Source organism: Paenibacillus sp. GCM10027630 (assembly GCF_042676305.1).
Taxonomy (GTDB): Bacteria; Bacillota; Bacilli; order Paenibacillales; family NBRC-103111; genus Paenibacillus_S.
In genome coordinates this window covers 85,772-103,129 of sequence record NZ_JBHTGY010000029.1, presented here as the reverse complement: position 1 = coordinate 103,129, position 17,358 = coordinate 85,772, and the positions used below count along the sequence as shown (strand labels likewise).

General features: G+C 42.0%; 19 protein-coding genes. 15 read left to right on the top strand and 4 right to left on the bottom strand.

Going from position 1 to position 17,358, the window contains the following annotated elements; translation table 11 throughout:
* Positions 1-790: 790 nt before the first annotated feature.
* From ACFQ0C_RS13330 to ACFQ0C_RS13300, 7 genes are all read left to right on the top strand, one after another.
* Entirely contained in the window at positions 791-1,729 is a 939-nt protein-coding gene (locus ACFQ0C_RS13330) for an alpha/beta hydrolase (RefSeq protein ID WP_379367476.1), read from the top strand.
* Positions 1,730-2,247: 518 nt separating this feature from the next.
* Positions 2,248-2,976 carry an amino acid ABC transporter ATP-binding protein gene (locus tag ACFQ0C_RS13325; protein WP_258216742.1) on the top strand — a complete coding sequence of 243 codons (729 nt, stop codon included), beginning with the start codon at positions 2,248-2,250 and terminating at the stop codon, positions 2,974-2,976.
* Positions 2,977-3,003: 27 nt separating this feature from the next.
* The gene (locus ACFQ0C_RS13320) at positions 3,004-3,867 is read left to right on the top strand and encodes a transporter substrate-binding domain-containing protein (protein ID WP_379367473.1); all 864 of its coding nucleotides are present in this window, start codon (positions 3,004-3,006) and stop codon (positions 3,865-3,867) included.
* An 82-nt stretch (positions 3,868-3,949) separates the two neighbouring features.
* Positions 3,950-4,609, top strand: a complete 660-nt coding sequence (locus ACFQ0C_RS13315; RefSeq protein WP_379367471.1) for an amino acid ABC transporter permease — start codon at positions 3,950-3,952, stop codon at positions 4,607-4,609.
* A 33-nt stretch (positions 4,610-4,642) separates the two neighbouring features.
* Positions 4,643-5,293 carry an amino acid ABC transporter permease gene (locus ACFQ0C_RS13310; RefSeq protein ID WP_379367469.1) on the top strand — a complete coding sequence of 217 codons (651 nt, stop codon included), beginning with the start codon at positions 4,643-4,645 and terminating at the stop codon, positions 5,291-5,293.
* Positions 5,294-5,431: 138 nt separating this feature from the next.
* Positions 5,432-6,130 carry a FadR/GntR family transcriptional regulator gene (locus tag ACFQ0C_RS13305; protein WP_379367467.1) on the top strand — a complete coding sequence of 233 codons (699 nt, stop codon included), beginning with the start codon at positions 5,432-5,434 and terminating at the stop codon, positions 6,128-6,130.
* Entirely contained in the window at positions 6,127-7,359 is a 1,233-nt protein-coding gene (locus ACFQ0C_RS13300; RefSeq protein ID WP_379367465.1) for a CynX/NimT family MFS transporter, read from the top strand. The genes ACFQ0C_RS13305 and ACFQ0C_RS13300 overlap by 4 nt, the downstream gene beginning before the upstream one ends.
* Before the next feature lie 76 nt (positions 7,360-7,435).
* Here the strand turns inward: ACFQ0C_RS13300 and ACFQ0C_RS13295 are convergent, their stop codons facing one another.
* Both ACFQ0C_RS13295 and ACFQ0C_RS13290 read right to left on the bottom strand, forming a co-directional pair.
* Positions 7,436-8,278 carry an aldo/keto reductase gene (locus ACFQ0C_RS13295; RefSeq protein WP_379367491.1) on the bottom strand — a complete coding sequence of 281 codons (843 nt, stop codon included), beginning with the start codon at positions 8,276-8,278 and terminating at the stop codon, positions 7,436-7,438.
* Positions 8,279-8,386: 108 nt separating this feature from the next.
* Positions 8,387-9,595, bottom strand: coding sequence for an MFS transporter (locus tag ACFQ0C_RS13290; RefSeq protein ID WP_379367463.1), 1,209 nt, complete (start codon positions 9,593-9,595; stop codon positions 8,387-8,389).
* A gap of 161 nt (positions 9,596-9,756) precedes the next feature.
* On the opposite strand from ACFQ0C_RS13290, the gene ACFQ0C_RS13285 reads away from it, so the two are divergent.
* The gene (locus ACFQ0C_RS13285; RefSeq protein ID WP_379367489.1) at positions 9,757-10,182 is read left to right on the top strand and encodes a winged helix-turn-helix transcriptional regulator; all 426 of its coding nucleotides are present in this window, start codon (positions 9,757-9,759) and stop codon (positions 10,180-10,182) included.
* A gap of 60 nt (positions 10,183-10,242) precedes the next feature.
* Here ACFQ0C_RS13285 and ACFQ0C_RS13280 read toward each other — a convergent pair whose 3' ends face one another.
* On the bottom strand, positions 10,243-10,686 hold the full coding sequence (locus tag ACFQ0C_RS13280) for a MarR family winged helix-turn-helix transcriptional regulator (protein ID WP_379367461.1): 444 nt from the start codon (positions 10,684-10,686) through the stop codon (positions 10,243-10,245).
* A 119-nt stretch (positions 10,687-10,805) separates the two neighbouring features.
* Here ACFQ0C_RS13280 and ACFQ0C_RS13275 point away from each other — a divergent pair, with 119 nt between their 5' ends.
* The 3 genes from ACFQ0C_RS13275 to ACFQ0C_RS13265 all read left to right on the top strand — a co-directional run bounded on the left by ACFQ0C_RS13275 (position 10,806) and on the right by ACFQ0C_RS13265 (position 12,739).
* Positions 10,806-11,393, top strand: coding sequence for an NAD(P)H-dependent oxidoreductase (locus ACFQ0C_RS13275; RefSeq protein WP_379367459.1), 588 nt, complete (start codon positions 10,806-10,808; stop codon positions 11,391-11,393).
* Positions 11,394-11,504: 111 nt separating this feature from the next.
* A complete protein-coding gene (locus ACFQ0C_RS13270; RefSeq protein WP_379367457.1) occupies positions 11,505-12,008 on the top strand; it encodes a DinB family protein in 504 nt (167 codons plus the stop codon).
* A 140-nt stretch (positions 12,009-12,148) separates the two neighbouring features.
* Positions 12,149-12,739, top strand: coding sequence for a hypothetical protein (locus ACFQ0C_RS13265; RefSeq protein WP_258216733.1), 591 nt, complete (start codon positions 12,149-12,151; stop codon positions 12,737-12,739).
* Positions 12,740-12,881: 142 nt separating this feature from the next.
* On the opposite strand, the gene ACFQ0C_RS13260 is transcribed toward ACFQ0C_RS13265, so the two are convergent.
* The gene (locus ACFQ0C_RS13260) at positions 12,882-13,412 is read right to left on the bottom strand and encodes an ATP-dependent Clp protease proteolytic subunit (RefSeq protein ID WP_258216732.1); all 531 of its coding nucleotides are present in this window, start codon (positions 13,410-13,412) and stop codon (positions 12,882-12,884) included.
* A 623-nt stretch (positions 13,413-14,035) separates the two neighbouring features.
* Here ACFQ0C_RS13260 and ACFQ0C_RS13255 point away from each other — a divergent pair.
* From ACFQ0C_RS13255 to ACFQ0C_RS13240, 4 genes are all read left to right on the top strand, one after another.
* Positions 14,036-14,401: a MerR family transcriptional regulator gene (locus ACFQ0C_RS13255; protein WP_258216731.1), complete on the top strand. Its 366-nt coding sequence runs from the start codon at positions 14,036-14,038 to the stop codon at positions 14,399-14,401.
* 14 nt (positions 14,402-14,415) lie between these two features.
* Positions 14,416-14,733 (top strand): thioredoxin, encoded by a 318-nt coding sequence (trxA, locus tag ACFQ0C_RS13250; protein WP_258216730.1) that lies wholly within the window; start codon positions 14,416-14,418, stop codon positions 14,731-14,733.
* A 106-nt stretch (positions 14,734-14,839) separates the two neighbouring features.
* On the top strand, positions 14,840-16,384 hold the full coding sequence (locus ACFQ0C_RS13245) for a tetratricopeptide repeat protein (RefSeq protein WP_379367453.1): 1,545 nt from the start codon (positions 14,840-14,842) through the stop codon (positions 16,382-16,384).
* A 195-nt stretch (positions 16,385-16,579) separates the two neighbouring features.
* A complete protein-coding gene (locus ACFQ0C_RS13240; protein WP_379367487.1) occupies positions 16,580-16,915 on the top strand; it encodes a DUF3892 domain-containing protein in 336 nt (111 codons plus the stop codon).
* The last annotated feature ends 443 nt before the right edge of the window (positions 16,916-17,358 follow it).

Here is a 17,358-nt window from a genome sequence, read left to right as displayed (position 1 = left end):
GGAGATTTTTTTATGTTTTGTCCATGAAAATATAATATATAATTACATAAATAGTAAATTATAGAATTAATATTTGTGTGTTAGCTTCGATGCAACGCTAGTGGACGTTTTCCTGTTAATTGCAAATAAATCCCTATTCTACTGGAATTAACTGGAGGATTTCCAGCTAATTATGTGGGGCATCTTAGATCGCTCGTTGTGGCGCTGCATGATGGACAAGGTCGTTGCTTTCTACAAATTTGAGGGTTATGGTGCAAGATGTGTTTCCTTCGCGGCAAGGCAACATTTCAAAGAACATGCACGATCATTGGATGTAATCCCACACTTTCTTCTCTCTCCATGTACCAGAGTATGTTACGTACCTAAAGGGTCGTAAGGATTGTTTACCTGTTTACCTGCCAGTTTTTCTTATAATATCAGACTTTTATAAGTTTTCAGCGGAGCTGAAGAAATCTGTTATAGCAAGAAAAGCTACAGCTTAGACACGGATGCCTCTTCCTCGAAAGGGCTTCGATCAGAAGCTTTTCTTATAATATCAGACTTTTATAAGTTTTCAGCGGAGCTGAAGAAGTCTGTTATTGCAAGAAAAGCTACAGCTTAGACACGAATGTCTCTTCCTCGAAAGGGCTTCGATCAGAAGCTTTTCTTATATATGTGCCATTTTCAGCCGAATAAAACTCAAATAAAGCTCAAATTAACTTTTTTCTTATAATCCTTTGATTTAAGCAATACTATACAATAAACGTAAACGTGTAGATTAAAATGAATGATTTTAAAAAGTAAATAGAGGGTGTTACTTGTGACGGTTATCATTATTGTTCTCATAATAATCTTATTTATCACTTTAGCCAGCTTTTATTTCTATCATGTAGCTATAGCTCGTACGGACAAAAGTTTTTTAAATGGTAATCCAGATTTAGAGGTTAAAGTAACGGCTCAGAAGCCTTTTCAAAGCATTGAAGAATGGTGGAGGAAACAAGCTTATTCGGAATGGAGCCTAGTATCCAATGATGGATTCAAGCTTCACGCCTATTATTTAGTAGCCGATCAGCCAACGAACAAAACGGCAATTCTCGCACACGGTTATTCCGGTAAATCCGAGCAGATGCGTGAACTGGCCAAAATGTATAGAGATTCACTTGGCTTTAATGTTCTGATGCCGGATGCTCGCGGTCATGGGCGAAGCGAAGGAAACTATATCGGGTTCGGATGGTCGGAACGTCAGGATTACGTCAAGTGGATCGATAGGGTTATCGAACAAACGGGCAGCCAGGCGCAAATTGTTCTTCATGGTATATCCATGGGGGCAGCGACTGTAACAATGACCAGCGGCGAGGATTTGCCTCCGAACGTCAAAGTGATCGTGGAGGATTGCGGGTATACGTCGGTTAAAGATCAGTTGTCCTATCAGCTGAAACGAATGTACCACCTCCCTTCATTTCCGCTTATTCAATCGACCAGCCTGTTGACCAAACTTCGGGCCGGTTACTTTTTTGGCGAAGCTTCAGCCTTGGAGCAAGTGAAAAAATCCAAAACACCAACGCTGTTCATTCATGGTGACACCGACTTGTTTGTCCCAACCCAAATGGTATATGAACTGTACGAGAATAGCCCGACACATAAGAAATTGTTCATCGTCCCTGGAGCCGGACACGGCATGGCCAGACAGACAAATCCGGAGGCTTATGATCAAGAGGTAGCCAAGTTTATCGGGAACTATGTGAAGTAACAACCTCGTACAACAATAAAAAACTCATCCCAAAAGGCGACTTTTGAGGTGAGTTTTTTTTGTTATATCAGCCTTATAAGATTTCAGCGGAGCTGAACAAGGCTGAAATTGTAAAAAAAGCCACCGCTAAGACACGAATGCATCTTCCTCGAAAGGGCTTCGATCAGAAAGCTTTTCTTATACTATCAGACTTATAAGTTTTCAGCGGAGCTGAACAAGGCTGAGATTGCAAGAAAAGCCACCGCTAAGGACACGAATGTATCTTCCTCGAAAGAGCTTCGATCAGTAAGCTTTTCATACTTTGGAAAATTGTTAAACGATCCGAGATTCGTAATTCATGAAATGAGGTTAATACCATTTAAAGGCAGGTGCTGCACAATGAAATCGAGCATTCCCTGATATCCGTTAATGTTGTATAGCATAACCCGAATATAACAACATACATTATTAATATATCAAAAAGATAATTTATAAAGTTATATTTTTGGTATAGCCTGAGGGAGGTTGGGTGGCGGCTCATGATCGAATTTCGCAACGTTAATAAACATTATGGAAAATTTCATGTACTTAAACAGATCAATCTATCCATCCGGCAAGGGGAAGTAGTAGTTGTTGTTGGACCATCAGGCTCGGGGAAAAGTACCTTGCTTCGCTGTATCAACCGGCTGGAAACTATCACAGATGGAGAATTGACAGTAAATGCTGCCGAGCTGCATAACAAGAAGACAGATGTTAACAAGCTGCGGCGCAACATTGGGATGGTGTTTCAACATTTTAATCTGTATCCGCATATGTCTGTCTTGGAAAATATCACATTGGCACCTGTCCAGGTATCCAAAATATCAAAGCAGGAAGCAAAACAAATAGCCATGCAGTACTTGGAGAAGGTTGGGATACCTGAGAAAGCGGACGCTTTTCCATCCCAGCTCTCAGGCGGACAGCAGCAGCGGGTAGCGATAGCCCGCGGGCTCGCAATGAAGCCACAGATTATGTTATTCGACGAACCAACCTCTGCACTTGATCCGGAGATGATTGGTGAGGTGCTCGATGTTATGAAGGGCTTGGCACATGATGGAATGACTATGGTTGTAGTAACACATGAAATGGGATTCGCCCGCGAGGTTGCAGATCGCGTTGTCTTTATGGATCAGGGGTTCATTGTTGAGGAAGGGGCACCGGATGATTTTTTCAATAATCCAAAAGAGGAACGGGCCCAACTATTCCTTGGCCGCTTGCTGCAGCATTAATAAATCATTAGGAGAGGGGTTTGTTCAATGAGTAGAAAGAAGATGGGGATGACGTTCACACTGATTATGATTACGATAATGCTCGCTTTAACCGCTTGCGGCACTGCCGCTCCCGCGCCCGCGCCAGGTACAGATGCGCCAAAAACTGGAGGCGCGGAATCTGGAAAAGCGGTGGACAGTACTTTAGATGCGATCAAAAAACGGGGCAAGCTGGTAGCGGGCGTTAAGTTTGATACCAAGCTGTTCGGATTGAAGGACCCGGGTACCGGCAAGGTCGAAGGATTTGATATCGATTTAGCCAAAGCGTTGGCGAAACAAATACTAGGCGATGAAACGAAGCTGGAATTAAAAGAAGTTACTTCCAAAACGCGGATTCCAATGCTTAATAACGGTGATATTGACATGATTATAGCTACTATGACCATTACAGAGGAACGTAAAAAAGAAGTCGAGTTCTCGGATGTATATTTTAAAGCAGGTCAGTCTCTGTTAGTTAAAAAAGGAAGTGCTATCAAATCAGTGGCAGATGTGAAAAAAGGAGTTAAGGTGCTGGCTGTAAAAGGCTCAACCTCAACAACCAATATTCGTGCCAAAGCCCCGGAGGCAACGGTGCTTGAGTTTGAAAATTATCAAGAAGCGTTCACCGCTCTGAAAGCGGGTCAGGGTGATACATTAACTACGGATAATGCCATTTTGTACGGTATGGTTAAACAGGATCCTAACTATGAGGTAGTAGGAGGAACCTTTACAGATGAGCCTTATGGAATGGCCATTAAGAAAGGCGATACAACTTACACTGCTTATGTTAATGATTTCTTGAAATCAATCAAGGCTAGCGGTCAATACGACAAATTGTATGAGCAATGGATTGGAGAAAAGCCGAGTAAATAGTACGCCGGACTAAGGGATGAGCAAGCTTCGCTTGTAAGCTGCTCACCCTTGTTCCATTAGCGGAAGGAGGCGCCGCAAGGGTATGGATAAGCTTAAATTTGATATTTTATTTAAGTATTGGGATATGTACATGGAAGGCTTCTTGAATACGCTTCAGGTAAGTCTTATCGCGTTGGTGGGAAGCTTTATTCTGGGGACGATTGTTGCAGTGATGCGAATAGCTCCTATTAAGCCCTTGAATTGGCTAGGTACTGTTTTTGTTGAATTTATTCGCAACATTCCACTTATTTTGATTGTGTTTTTCTTTTTTCTTGCTCCTTCCGTACTTGGGTTACCGCTTAGCGGCTTTGTTGCGGGCACATTAGCGTTGACTATTTACACAGCCGCGTTTATAGCTGAAGCGGTTCGGGCGGGAATACAGGCTGTGCCGAAGGGGCAAACCGAAGCCGCACGTGCATCAGGATTAACCTATAACCAAACGATGTATTATGTTGTATTACCTCAGGCTATCAAAATTGTTATCCCTCCGATAGGCAACCAATTTTTGAACCTTGTTAAAAACTCATCGATATTAAGTGTCGTGGCAGGGTTGGATTTGATGTATTATGCCGACCTTATTTCTACCAAGTCATTTGTTACGTTTAGCGTCTATATTTTTGTAGCCCTATTCTACCTTGTTATTACCATTCCGCTCAGCATCGGGCTTTCCTATCTGGAACGACGAATGGCGGGAGTGAGTTAAGCTGGTTTAGGTTTGCTTTGGAGGTGAGACCTTATGGATTTTGCAGGTGCGTATACGTGGGATCATTTATGGTTCATGCTGCAAGGCTTGGGAATAACATTGAAAGTAGCAGGGATAGCGATCCTGCTCAGCTTCTTGCTCGGATGCTTACTGGGGACGATTCGGTATACGAAAATTCCCGTAATCTCACAGCTAACTGCCATAATTGTGGAAACGATTCGCAACCTTCCTCTGCTGTTGATCATTTTCTTTACGTTTTTTGCTCTCCCCGAAGTTGGAATTAAGCTAAGTGTTGTGAATGCGGCGATTGTTGCGCTGACCATCTTTGAAGCGGCGATGATTTCGGAGATTGTGCGAAGCGGATTAAAATCAATTGATAAAGGCCAGATAGAAGCCGCCCGGTCATCGGGTTTGTCCTATCTGCAAACGCTTTGGTTTATTGTGCTTCCACAAGCGCTCCGCCGTATGGTCCCGCCAATGGTGAGCCAATTTATCTCACTGCTGAAGGACACATCGCTTGCTGTCGTTATATCTTTAGGAGAATTAATGCATAATGCACAAATTATTAATGGGCAGAACGTTAATTTCGTAATCCCAATCTTATTGCTCGCTGCAGTTATGTATTTTATTGTTAACTATTCGTTATCCATTGTAGCTCGTAGGCTGGAAGCTCGGCAGGTGTAGTATAAAGGACCTTAAAACCACAGTGTGGTATAAGGTTCTTTTTCTTGTTGAGCTTTATTTTTATTTACATTTTCACATTCATATGTTATGTTGGGTTAACCAATAAACCAAACATCCTACAAATTTTGAGGTGCGTAAATGGATATAGCTAAAACAAATCGTTTATCGCTTGTCGAGCAAGTCGTATTACAAATTGAATCTTTAATTGAATCTGGAAAATGGTCTGTTGGAACCCGTGTACCACCTGAACTGGAATTGATGCAGCAGTTCGATGTGAGTCGCAATACATTAAGAGAAGCGATACGAGCACTTGTTCATGCAGGACTTCTGAAAACAAGACAAGGGAGCGGTACCTTCGTAAGTTCATCAAGCGTCCTCGGGGCTGCACTTAATCGGCGCATCCAGAAGTCCAATATATTAGAAACATTGGAGGTTCGGCATGCTCTTGAGCGGGAAGCTGCACAATTAGCAGCTATAAGGCGCAATGAAGAAGATTTGGACAGGTTGCGTATGTGCATCGCTGCTTGTCAAGCTGCCGCAGATGCAAAGGACCTTCAGGCCTACGCTGAATCTGATATTAAGCTGCACCAAGCGATAGCACAAGCAACTCATAACAGTGTCCTGATTGATTTGTACGAGCATATGACAGAATCCTTGCAGGCTTCTGTTCATAACCTGGTGGAAATTACTTCGCATACGGATTCTGATCAAAAAATTCATAGTAAGCTTGTAGCTGCCATTATCGAACAAAATACGGATCAGGCCGTTGAAGCTGTAAATGAATATATTTATCAATTCAAAGAAGCCTTATCTTTAGATATTGGAGGATTATCATGAGTTTTCAGCAGCAAACAAGAAACAAAACACAACTTGAAATTACAGCAGCACCAAAGACAGGGGTATGGCTGCTTATTATTGGAATCATTTTTATTGGAGCAACACTCAGAGCGCCTTTAACATCTATAGGACCTCTGGTGGCTTCCATTCGTGACAGTCTGGGAATATCCAACACAGTAACCGGTACTTTAACCACTGTTCCCTTACTTGCTTTTGCAATACTTTCACCCTTTGCACCTAAGTTATCACGACGCTTCGGCATAGAAGTTGTGCTGCTGGCATCATTGGTCATGTTAACAGTCGGAATCTTGTTACGATCATTCGCTGGAGTAGGAGCATTATTTGCCGGTACCATCCTGCTTGGCTTATCAATTGCTGTTTGCAACGTACTGCTGCCGAGTCTTATTAAACAAAAATTCCCCGGGCGTATTGGAATTATGACAGGGGTTTATGCAGTTTCGATGAACCTGTGCGGAGCCATTGCATCGGGGCTTAGTACTCCAATCTCGTCTTCAATGGGGTTAGGCTGGAAGGGCGCTCTTGGCTGCTGGGGAATCTTGTCCTTTATTGCTCTCTTATTTTGGATTCCACAAATGCGGACACAGCTCCAATCAGCTAGAAAAGTAAGCTTGGAGCAGCAAACCAAGTCTGTCAGCTTGTGGCGTTCCAGATTGGCTTGGAAAGTGACTTTATATATGGGGCTGCAATCCCTTATTTTCTATACGGTTATTGCTTGGTTGCCTGTGATTCTTCAAGAACAAGGATTAAGCTCAAGTTCAGCAGGATGGATGCTTTCCTTGATGCAATTTGCAGTCCTTCCCTTTACATTTATTGTTCCTATTCTGGCGGGATATATGAAGAATCAGCGTATTTTAGTCGCCATAACCGCTTTATTATTTATGGCTGGAATATTGGGTATTCTGTATGGAGGTACGACACTAATCCCTTTATGGGTCATTATGATTGGTATTGGAGCTGGAGTTGCCTTCAGTTTAGCTATGATGTTTTTTAGCCTTCGCACACATAATACGCATCAAGCAGCCGAGCTATCAGGAATGGCGCAATCATTTGGGTATTTGCTTGCTGCAGTAGGTCCTACATTGTTTGGATTGTTGCATGATGCAGCGCATAGCTGGACTATCCCGTTGTTGATGCTGATTGTCGCGTCGATCCTTATTTTTATTTTTGGTATGGGCGCTGGAAAAAACGAGTATGTGACTACAGACTAGCATGGTTTAAGAGAGTACCATCGAATCGGTACTCTCTTCTAACATCCTTTTGAAATTACATAGAAGAAGGCTCATCTTAAAAGTCAAAGTTATCCGGATCTGGACCCACACGATGATTTTGGTTTAAGCCATCAATCCGGGCTATATCTTCTTTTGAAAGCTCAAAATCAAATACGGCCGAATTTTCTATGATCCGATGTTCTTTAGTAGACTTTGGAATCGTTACAATCCCATGCTGCAAGTCCCAACGCAGAATAATCTGGGCAATCGATTTGTTATACTTATTTGCAATTTCTTGTAAGACCGGATGATCTAATAGCTGACCTTGCATTAGCGGTGACCATGCTTCCGCTTGAATGCCATGCTCCTTACAGAAGCTAATCAGCTCATTTTGAGTTAATTGGGGATGAAGCTCCACTTGGTTCACCATAGGTTTAATAGCTGCTGTTTTCATAAGTTTTTCAATATGATGGATCTGAAAATTGCTTACTCCAATCGCCTTTACACGCCCTTCTTTATATAGGGTCTCCAAAGCTCTCCACGACTCGGTATATTTACCTTCAACAGGCCAATGAATAAGGTATAAATCGAGATAGTCCAAGCCTAGCTTGTTCAAGCTTGTTTCATAGGCGGCCAATGTGGACTCATATCCGAGATCGGCATTCCAAACCTTGGATGTAACAAAAAGATCTTCTCTAGCGATCCGGGTCTCTACAATGGCTTCGTGAATCCCTTGACCGACACTCTTTTCATTATCGTAAATAGCAGCCGTATCGATACTGCGGTAGCCATGTTTTATGGCTGATTTTACAGCATGGACCAGCTCCTCCCCTTCTTCTACTTTAAATACTCCGAGCCCGAACCAAGGCATTTTGATACCATTGTGTAATGTTGTTGTATCTTGTAAATGTTTCGCGATCATAGAATAAGCCTCCTAGTTTTGTTTTGAGCAAATATTAATGAGATACGATTTATTGCAGCGTCCCAATTGCGAGCAGAATAACTTTTTAGTCGATACCAAGGTCATTTAAGCTGCTGACTTTTGTTTGTGGTTGGTTTCATCTCTTTTTTCCAAGGCTCGTGCCCAACCGGTTAGAATTACGGCTCCAAAAACCATTAACGATCCAACCCAAGCTGTATGAATAAGTCCAATAGAATCCGTAACGACACCACCTAAATAGGCTCCAATCGCAATGCCGGCGTTGAATGCGGCGATATTGACGGCAGAAGCTACATCTACAGCTTTCGGTGCAAATCGTTCAGCTAACATAACTACATACACCTGTAATCCCGGTACGTTCATAAAAGCTAACAATCCCATAAAGAAAATCGTAATCAAACCGGCTGCTTTGAACGGGACGGTGAACGTTAAGATAAGAAGTACAATAGCTTGTAAAATAAACATATAGAACAAGGCGGAAACCGGCTTACGGTTGGCAGCTTTTCCTCCAATTACGTTGCCGATGGCTATGGCAATACCGTAAATAAGGAGAATAAGCGCTACTGTTGTTTCCTTAAATCCGGTTATGTCGTGAAGCAATGGGGATAAATAAGTAAAGACGACAAATGTGCCTCCATACCCTATGGCAGTAATGGAGAATGCAAGCAGCAAACGCCCATTAGTAACAAGTTTAAGCTGAGTACGGAAGGGCGTTTTAGCTCCTCTGCGCAAATCGGATGGAATCAATGTCATATTAGCTATAAAGGCTATAATGCCGATTACAACGATCCCGATAAATGCAGCCCGCCAACCCCATTGCTGCCCGATCAAGGTACCCAAGGGTACTCCTGTAACAGTCGCTACCGTGAGCCCGGAGAACATGATGGCTATGGCGCTAGCCCTGCGGTTTTCAGGGACAAGGTCCGCTGCTATGGTTGAGCCAATGGACATAAACACTCCGTGTGCTAACGCGGAGATAACGCGAGCTGCCAGAAGCAAGCCAATGCCGCTTGCTGCTGCGGCAAGGCTATTGCCCACAATAAAAACAACCATAATCCAACCTAATAACGTTTTGCGCGGAATGTTAGAGGTTAAGGATGTTAGGATGGGCGCCCCAAAAGTTACCCCTAAAGCATATAAAGTAACCGTTAATGCGGATGTTGTAACCGATATATTTAGATCCTCAGAAATGAGAGGCAGCAGTCCTACACTGATGAACTCCGTTGTTCCAATAGCAAAGGCGCTGATGGCTAATGCAAGGAGCGCGAATGTACTTCTCTTTGAGTCCAATGACATTTGTTTCACAACTCCTACAGTATGGTATTACCGGCCGGTAGATGTTATTATGTATTATTTGAATAGAAATGAATAGTACGTACTTTGAAGTGATATAGGAACTAAAAAGTACCCACAAACTAATAGGTTCCTATAAGCGTAGTTAGGGGGAAGAGTGTGTGATCAAAAAGAAATATAACATTTCAGTGGAGGCAACGCTCGAGGTGATCGGGGGTAAATGGAAATGTGTAATCCTCTGTCATTTGACGCATGGGAAAAAACGAACAAGTGATTTAAAACGTCTTATGCCAGCAATTACACAAAAAATGTTAACTCAGCAGCTGAGAGAATTAGAACAAGATGGCATATTGAATCGAATTAGCTATAACCAAGTTCCTCCTAAGGTGGAGTACGAGCTGAGCGAATATGGATGGAGTTTGAAATCGATCTTGGACTCCCTATGCGCTTGGGGTGAAAACCATATTATCAAAGAGTATGGGGATAAATTTACTGTATTAGAAGACAATATTCTTAATAATGTGTCTGGCAATGACGATGACGATGACAATGACAATGCTCTTGCACACCACGCGAAAAATGAATCTTGAGTAACAAAAATGACCCCCAAAAAATTCAAAGGGGGCTCTCACAGGAAGAGTTTATCGCGGTTACACTGATTTATTGGAATGAAACACTTTGGAGTTAAGCACATCCAGAGCTTTTTCTATTTCTTGCAGATCTTCTGCAGAAGCATCCTTCATCTGCTGCAGAAAACGAGCTTCAATACGCTTGAAGGCTTCGTCCATTATGGCTTGTCCTCCTTCGGAGAGACGGATATATTGCTTGCGTCGATCCTCGGTAACGGCGACTTTTTCGCATAGATTTTTTTCGGTAAGCTTCTTCAGTTCACGGCTCGTGTTCGGCATGGACATATGCTGACAATCGCTAATCTCGCTTAGGGTAACGGGCTGACTAACCGCTATATATTCGAGAATATTATATTGAACAGGTGTAATGGCATCGGATTTAATATCTTTGGTAAGCTCATGTTTCACTTGCAGAACAGCAGTGGTAAAGGATACGAATTTTTGAAAAAAAGCTTTTTTATCCACAGAAATCACCTCTTAGGGATACCATAACAAATTGATTATCATAAAACAATTATCATTTGACAACAAAATAACGACATGCTACTATTTGCTTATCAAATGATAAGTAATGAGGTGGTTCAATGAAAACTTTAGTTATTTATACGCATCCTAATCATCAGAGCCTAAGCTACGCATTTTTGCAAAAAGTCATACAGGGAAGCACCGAAAATCCTCATATTACGGAGATCAAGGTACTGGATTTATATGAGGAGGAGTTTAACCCTGTCCTTGTGTTCAATGAGAATAAACGCCGAAGAGATATGAAATCTGAACCCAGGCTTGCCAAGTATCGGGATCAGATTATGTGGGCCGACAAAATCGTCTTCGTGTATCCCATATGGTGGGGAAGGCCTCCTGCTATGCTTTTGGGGTACATCGACCAAATGTTTGCGTCAGGCTTCGCTTACAAAGATACAGGTGGACTGCTGCCAGAAGGACTTTTAAAGGGACGTTCGGTAGTTTGTATTTCTTCCATGAAGGGGCCCGCGTTATATCCTTTGTTTTGGTTAAATAATGCGCACAAAGTATTAATGAAAAAAGCTTTGTTTAGTTATGTGGGAATAAAGAAAGTAAAGTTCTTTGAATTCGGGAATATGGAAAGTCCCAAGGGGAAACAAGAGGATAAATTAAATAAGATTTATCATTATTTTAAAACGATAGCAAGCTAAATTCATAGCATCATTAGATAACCCTGACAAACAGCTGTCAGGGTAGTTGTGCTACTATTTTGTTATAAGCTAATTAATTGGAAAATGAATTGAAAATAGGAGGCTTTTTATATGGCGCATACCTCAATAGAAATGTATAACTTCAATGTATGGGCGAATAAAACTATGCTTGATCGATTAAAGGAAATTCCTCAGGACATTTACAATAAGGAGATTCAAAGCGTTTTCCCATCGATTTCGAAGGCAATGCCTCATATTTACATAACGGATATCTGTTGGTTGAACATCCTTTTGGGTAAAAGTATGAGTGAAGCTTTGGTATATGCTAATCAATTGAAAGAGAATACCGAAGCAAAGAGCCTTGAGGAACTGGAAACGTTGTTTTTGGAATCATCCGAGCAGTTTAAAGCATTTTTCAACCAACAGGACAATATGGAAAAAACGATAGTTGTAGATAACCCATATGCTGGAATACGGGAAACCAGCTATGCTGAAATCGTTTTGCAAATTGTGAATCATGCTACGTACCACCGTGGCAATATTACGGCTATGTTACGCCAGCTGGGCTACGCCTCTACTATGACTGAATATGCTCTGTACTGGTATTCCAAATAGATAGAATTAGTATCTCGATTTAATTTAACTGCATAACGATTAATGAGGGGCTTGCTACTAGGCGGCTCTTTTTTTTATGTCATAAAATTGCTAGATTCGTAATAGTAGTTAATAGAGGGGAAGAAGGGGGAGCTGGGTATATGATCGCTTTCAAAAAATGGACAGGTATGTTTAACGGGAGGTCATCTGAGTCCTACCAAACGGTTCAGGTTCGTGCGCCTCGTGACTATTTTAATCGTGCGGATGCTTTTATAGAGGATGTTAAATATATGACTGAGGAAGAATTGACCGGATTAAACAAAGCTTTTCTTGCGAAGCTGTTGTTTGATAATTTTCTGGAAAGTGTCCGGCAGGGAAAGGATCTATACGAATACCTATCCTCTTTGAGCAGGTTATACGGAAGCGTCCTTACGACACCCAATAACATTGGCAAAAAAGTGTCCGATTCAAGCGCACCAACCAAATTTCATTGGAGCCTAACTACTAAGAACGGCAAAAAGGAGGAAAGCGAGTTTTTGACTCTTTCCATAAGGCTGCATTCAAAGGAAGTTAACCGAGTGAATGTGTTTTTTGAAGATTTGCGTTGGAAGCATCACCCTCTTGATATAGAGCTGGATGAGCTTGTCTCTTTACTTTTTATTGAATTCATTACAGCATTGCGCAATGGCCTTACCGAGGAGACGAGTCAGGAAATTATGGACTTCATTCTAAGTAAATGGGAAGAGCGATAACCCCGATAGATCCCCCCATTCTTGTCTAAAAGCTTTCATCAAAACAAGGATGGGGAGCCTGACATAGCATCGGCTGAATTGAAAATAATCAAGCATTGTACCGGGTAGTTCGTAACGGGGACCTGCTTGCATCTAAATAATTTTAAATAATCTCGTCAATAATTCCTAGCTCTAATGCTTCCTCTGGACTAATGAACCAATCGCGCTGATGCTCCTGAACACTTTTCAGATCCTCCAGCCGGAGATTAGATTTCGATATTAAATACTGATCGTAAATATTTTGTAATCTCTGCCCTTCATCAACCCGATTTTTCAAATGCTCCAAACGGCCTCCTATTGTATTTGAAATGGAATGATACATCAGCGTGCTTAGTTTGCCTAAATGCCTCTTGTGACCGCTAACTGCAACAAGCAAGCTCATACTGGCTGCAAGACCATACACATACGTGTGGACAGGAGTCTTGCTATTATCAATCACATTAATAAGACCTAGCCCATCATAAACATTTCCACCATTGCTATTGATGATCAAGTCGATGGGAACATGCTTGTAGTCCTTCTCTCTCTTATCTTTTTCATCGTCCAATTGGTTAATCTTCAGTATATTCTCTACAACGGCTTTTACTGAGTTTTTATTAATTCCATCAAATAAATACAAGGTTCTTTCGTTCATGTATAAGTCTCCAGTCTCAACGGCTTACTGATAATGTTAATGTATTCCTTTCTTTAAGACTTCGTAACCCATAAACTCTTCTTTTTTGTAATCTGGGCTATGAATAGTAAAAATAAAAAAGCCGCTTCGCTGAGCGGCTTTTTGGCATCTTAGTTTGATATGATAACATAGGAGTACTTAGGTGAAACAGAGAATCATCATGATATCCTCTTCAGTCAGTGCCAATTGGCCACTATCCGATCGTTTAAAGAAATACCCGGACCCTTCAATTTTTTGAAGAAGATTAACTAGCCGTGTTTCAGTGATTCCGAAAAATAAAGCTGTTTCCTCAATGCTAAAGCATTTTTCTTCTTGTACCATAAGTTCAACCATTGAGCACCTACCATATGTTAGTTGATTTCGTATGGATTACTTTATCAAAACCCATGTAAAAAGTAACTCGAACGATGTCGCGGGAATAAGGATCCTCAAAAGCGTTCACTATTTGTTCAAATAAATGAGGTACACCTTGTATTTGTGACAAAACGATTGTTAAATCTGCCGTAAAAAAACCGCTTGACCCTGACACTACTGTCAGACTTTATAATAAGAATAAGCCACTCTCATAGACCCGGGGGATTGTTATGAAGATCGGTGAACTATCGCGATTGACGGGTGTCAGCATCCGGTCGCTACGTTATTATGAAAAGCAAGGATTAATTGCACCGGCACGCCTAACGAATGGATACCGAGATTTCAGTCCACTCACTGAGGAAACGGTGAAGACGATCAAGTTGTATTTAAATCTCGGCTTAACTACAGAGCAGGTTGCAGGGTTCCTAAATTGCGTACTTCAGAATAAAGAGGCGTTCTGTACAGATGTAATGCCGATTTACCAGCAGAAGCTGGAGGAGATCGAACGTCAAATCATCGAATTGAATCAAATTAAAGCGAATCTGTTGGATCGCATAGCTTACGTGCAGCTTGAGGCGGAAGCAAATAATGAATAGGAGGGTGAGAGGAAATGGCACTAACAGTTGCGGAAAATGACGCCATGTTAAAATCTCTTATTAGCGAAGGGGTCGTACTTGTCGACTATGGCGCACCATGGTGTGGGCCTTGTAAGGCATTGCTCCCGGTATTGGAGGAGATAGATCAGGAAATGACTGGGAAAGTCAGGATAGTAAAAGTAAACTGCGAGGATTTGCCTGCATCCGCCGCTGAGGCTGGCGTCATGGGCATGCCAACCGTTATCGTGTATAAAGAAGGGCAGCCTTTAGATAAAATCGTGGGGCTTCGTCCCAAAGCGCAGTATCGAAATGTACTTGAAAAGCATTTGTAACTCAGGGCATTTATAGTTAAAGACATTGTTTCGAAGCGTATATCCGCTTATGATATACACATATCCCTAAAGGATGATAACCAATTAGTAAAGTAGGTTTAAATAGATGACTCGTACCGAACCGCCAATTTACCGATTTAGTGAAGCGCCAATCTGGGAGCTGCAGCGATTCTATTATGAAGAGCAGGGAATCAACGCTTGGCAAAGTGAAGAAGTACCACAATATATAACGAATAATCCAATTATGGCATTGGCTTATGCGGAAATCATATTTGGCTTTCTTCAAGATAGAGCGAGGTTAGGGCATACTTCAGCACCCGTTACGATACTTGAACTTGGTGCGGGTTCGGGCCGATTAGCGTTTCATATTCTTAAGGAGCTATGCGAGCTAAGGGATTATGCCGGCATACCGCTTCCTCCTTTTCGCTATATATTGAGTGACTTGGCTGTCAAAAATATATCCTATTGGGAGCAGCACACAAGCTTACTGCCCTATGTCCAACAAGGGGTTTTGGATTTCGCACAATTCGATGCCGTTCAGGATACAGAGCTAAACTTGACGCAATCTAAATCAGTCATACGGCCTGGCGATTTGGAGCAGCCGCTGCTGGTTATTGCTAATTATTTTTTTGACAGTATCCCGCAAGAGCTGCTTTATGTAGATGAAGGGAAGATTTATGAATGTGACATTTCTCTGCAGTTTCCGGATGGGCCTGCCGATCTGAGCGCCTCGGATAAGCTTGGGAAAGTCATACCCGAGTATCATTACCGCAGAGCAGAGAGCTATGAACAGCAATCGTACCCCTACAATGATGTAATAGAGCTCTATAAGCAAAAGCTTGAGGATTCGCATATTCTTTTTCCGGGCATAGGATTGGCGTGTTTGGAACGACTCAGTGAATTGTCGCAACATGGTTTTCTTCTGCTTACGGCCGATAAAGGAGACCATCGAATAGAAAATTGGGAATATGCTGAGCCCCCTAAGCTTATCCATCATGGAAGCTTCTCCCTGGAAGCGAATTACCATGCGATACAATACCTATTTGAACAAAAGGGTGCACAGACCTTATTTACAACGCATCACTATAGTAACTTGAATGTAGGCTGTATTCTTATGCTTCAAGATCCGGCGAGCTATGCCAATTCACGTCTGGCTTACCGGAGGTTTGTAGACCGTTTTGGGCCGGATGATTTTTTTAGTATGAAACAATGGTTTGATATGCATTTAGATCAAATGGAGCTATCCCAGCTGCATTCCTTTTGGAAATTAGGCAGCTATGATGCTCAATTATTCATTCAGAGCGCCAAGCGAATCACCCTGCTGCTTCCAACAGCTAATGAGAAAGATTTGAACGATATTCGCAATGGGATCCAACGGATGTGGGATAGCTATTATCCTATGGAGGAGAAGCATAATTTAGCTTTGGACTGTGGTATGCTGCTGTTTCAAATGGATTTATATGAGGACGCACTGGTGTTCTATGAACGTGCATTGAAAGAAACAGAGGCCGAAGCGGAAGTGCTTTATAATATGGCGATATGCTGTTATGAGGTTGGGATTTATGACTCCTCGCGGGACTATGCTCATAAAGCTTTGGCTATGGAACCTGAGCATGAAGGAGTTTTGGATCTGGTGATGCTATTGGGCTGATAATAGATGGAATTTCTGGGTATCATAACTGTCGAGGTGGTTATGATGAATCAAGGTCCAATGAATCAGAATCCAGTGAATCAGGATCCAGTGAATCAGAATTCAATGAATCAAAATCCAGTGAATCAAGGTCCAATGAATCAGAATTCATTCAATCAGAATTCAATGAATCAAAATCCAACGAATCAGAATTCAATGAATCAAAATCCAACGAATCAAAATCCAAGCTACGAACAAATTTATCAAGAGTACAGGCAACAGGGTGAAATGCAAGCGGGGCAGGATCAGATGAATACTGCGGCGACCGCTGGAAAAGAGCATATCGTAGCCGTACGTAAAAATAATGACGGCGATATCATTGCGATTCAAACATCGGCAGGACGTGAGCTTGATTATGTAAGTGCTTTGAATGAGGCTAAGGCGGGTGCCCTCGCCAATGTGGATGTATATCACCGCTACGGTCGCGATATTCTGCGAAGCGAGCCTGACGGTGTGCAGGAGAATAATCTGGATAATCTGCCTACTTTTTAGCTGACGAACAAATAGTGAGGAGAGGCTGTTCCCAAATCCGTTTCTGGATTTTGGGACCCCACTCACTCTAATGGGAATTTCCCTACAAAAAGACGCTTCCATCCCCACGTACATAGTGGTTTTGGAGGCGTCTTTGTATATAGTTGGGACGGACTCATTCACTGACACTCTTTTGGGACTGCCTCTTTTTAAATATACTGATAATTTATATGTTTTGGAGTGTGCGAAGCTTACCCTAATGCTATTAAAGCGTGAAAGCATCATGGTCGGTAGGTAGTGAAATGGTTAACTGGAATTTCTGGCGCTAATTCTCCTATTAATTGCTTGTTGAGGGACTTAACTGGAAATTCTCCTTCTAATATTGATATTTTTTAGGTTAGATGAGCTAAAGTGTCGAATTAGCATGAGGATTTCCAGTTATTTGTGAAAAAGTCGCTCATCGC

Excerpts from the sequence above, each read along its gene's own strand:
- ACFQ0C_RS13275 (WP_379367459.1), top strand. The coding sequence starts at position 10,806 with ATGAAAACTTTAGTTATTTATACGCATCCTAATCATCAGAGCCTAAGC.
- ACFQ0C_RS13290 (WP_379367463.1), bottom strand. The coding sequence starts at position 9,595 with ATGTCATTGGACTCAAAGAGAAGTACATTCGCGCTCCTTGCATTAGCC.
- ACFQ0C_RS13325 (WP_258216742.1), top strand. The coding sequence starts at position 2,248 with ATGATCGAATTTCGCAACGTTAATAAACATTATGGAAAATTTCATGTA.
- ACFQ0C_RS13320 (WP_379367473.1), top strand. The coding sequence starts at position 3,004 with ATGAGTAGAAAGAAGATGGGGATGACGTTCACACTGATTATGATTACG.
- ACFQ0C_RS13305 (WP_379367467.1), top strand. The coding sequence starts at position 5,432 with ATGGATATAGCTAAAACAAATCGTTTATCGCTTGTCGAGCAAGTCGTA.
- ACFQ0C_RS13270 (WP_379367457.1), top strand. The coding sequence starts at position 11,505 with ATGGCGCATACCTCAATAGAAATGTATAACTTCAATGTATGGGCGAAT.
- ACFQ0C_RS13300 (WP_379367465.1), top strand. The coding sequence starts at position 6,127 with ATGAGTTTTCAGCAGCAAACAAGAAACAAAACACAACTTGAAATTACA.
- ACFQ0C_RS13260 (WP_258216732.1), bottom strand. The coding sequence starts at position 13,412 with ATGAACGAAAGAACCTTGTATTTATTTGATGGAATTAATAAAAACTCA.
- ACFQ0C_RS13315 (WP_379367471.1), top strand. The coding sequence starts at position 3,950 with ATGGATAAGCTTAAATTTGATATTTTATTTAAGTATTGGGATATGTAC.
- ACFQ0C_RS13245 (WP_379367453.1), top strand. The coding sequence starts at position 14,840 with ATGACTCGTACCGAACCGCCAATTTACCGATTTAGTGAAGCGCCAATC.
- ACFQ0C_RS13265 (WP_258216733.1), top strand. The coding sequence starts at position 12,149 with ATGATCGCTTTCAAAAAATGGACAGGTATGTTTAACGGGAGGTCATCT.
- ACFQ0C_RS13310 (WP_379367469.1), top strand. The coding sequence starts at position 4,643 with ATGGATTTTGCAGGTGCGTATACGTGGGATCATTTATGGTTCATGCTG.
- ACFQ0C_RS13240 (WP_379367487.1), top strand. The coding sequence starts at position 16,580 with ATGAATCAAAATCCAACGAATCAAAATCCAAGCTACGAACAAATTTAT.
- ACFQ0C_RS13255 (WP_258216731.1), top strand. The coding sequence starts at position 14,036 with ATGAAGATCGGTGAACTATCGCGATTGACGGGTGTCAGCATCCGGTCG.
- trxA (WP_258216730.1), top strand. The coding sequence starts at position 14,416 with ATGGCACTAACAGTTGCGGAAAATGACGCCATGTTAAAATCTCTTATT.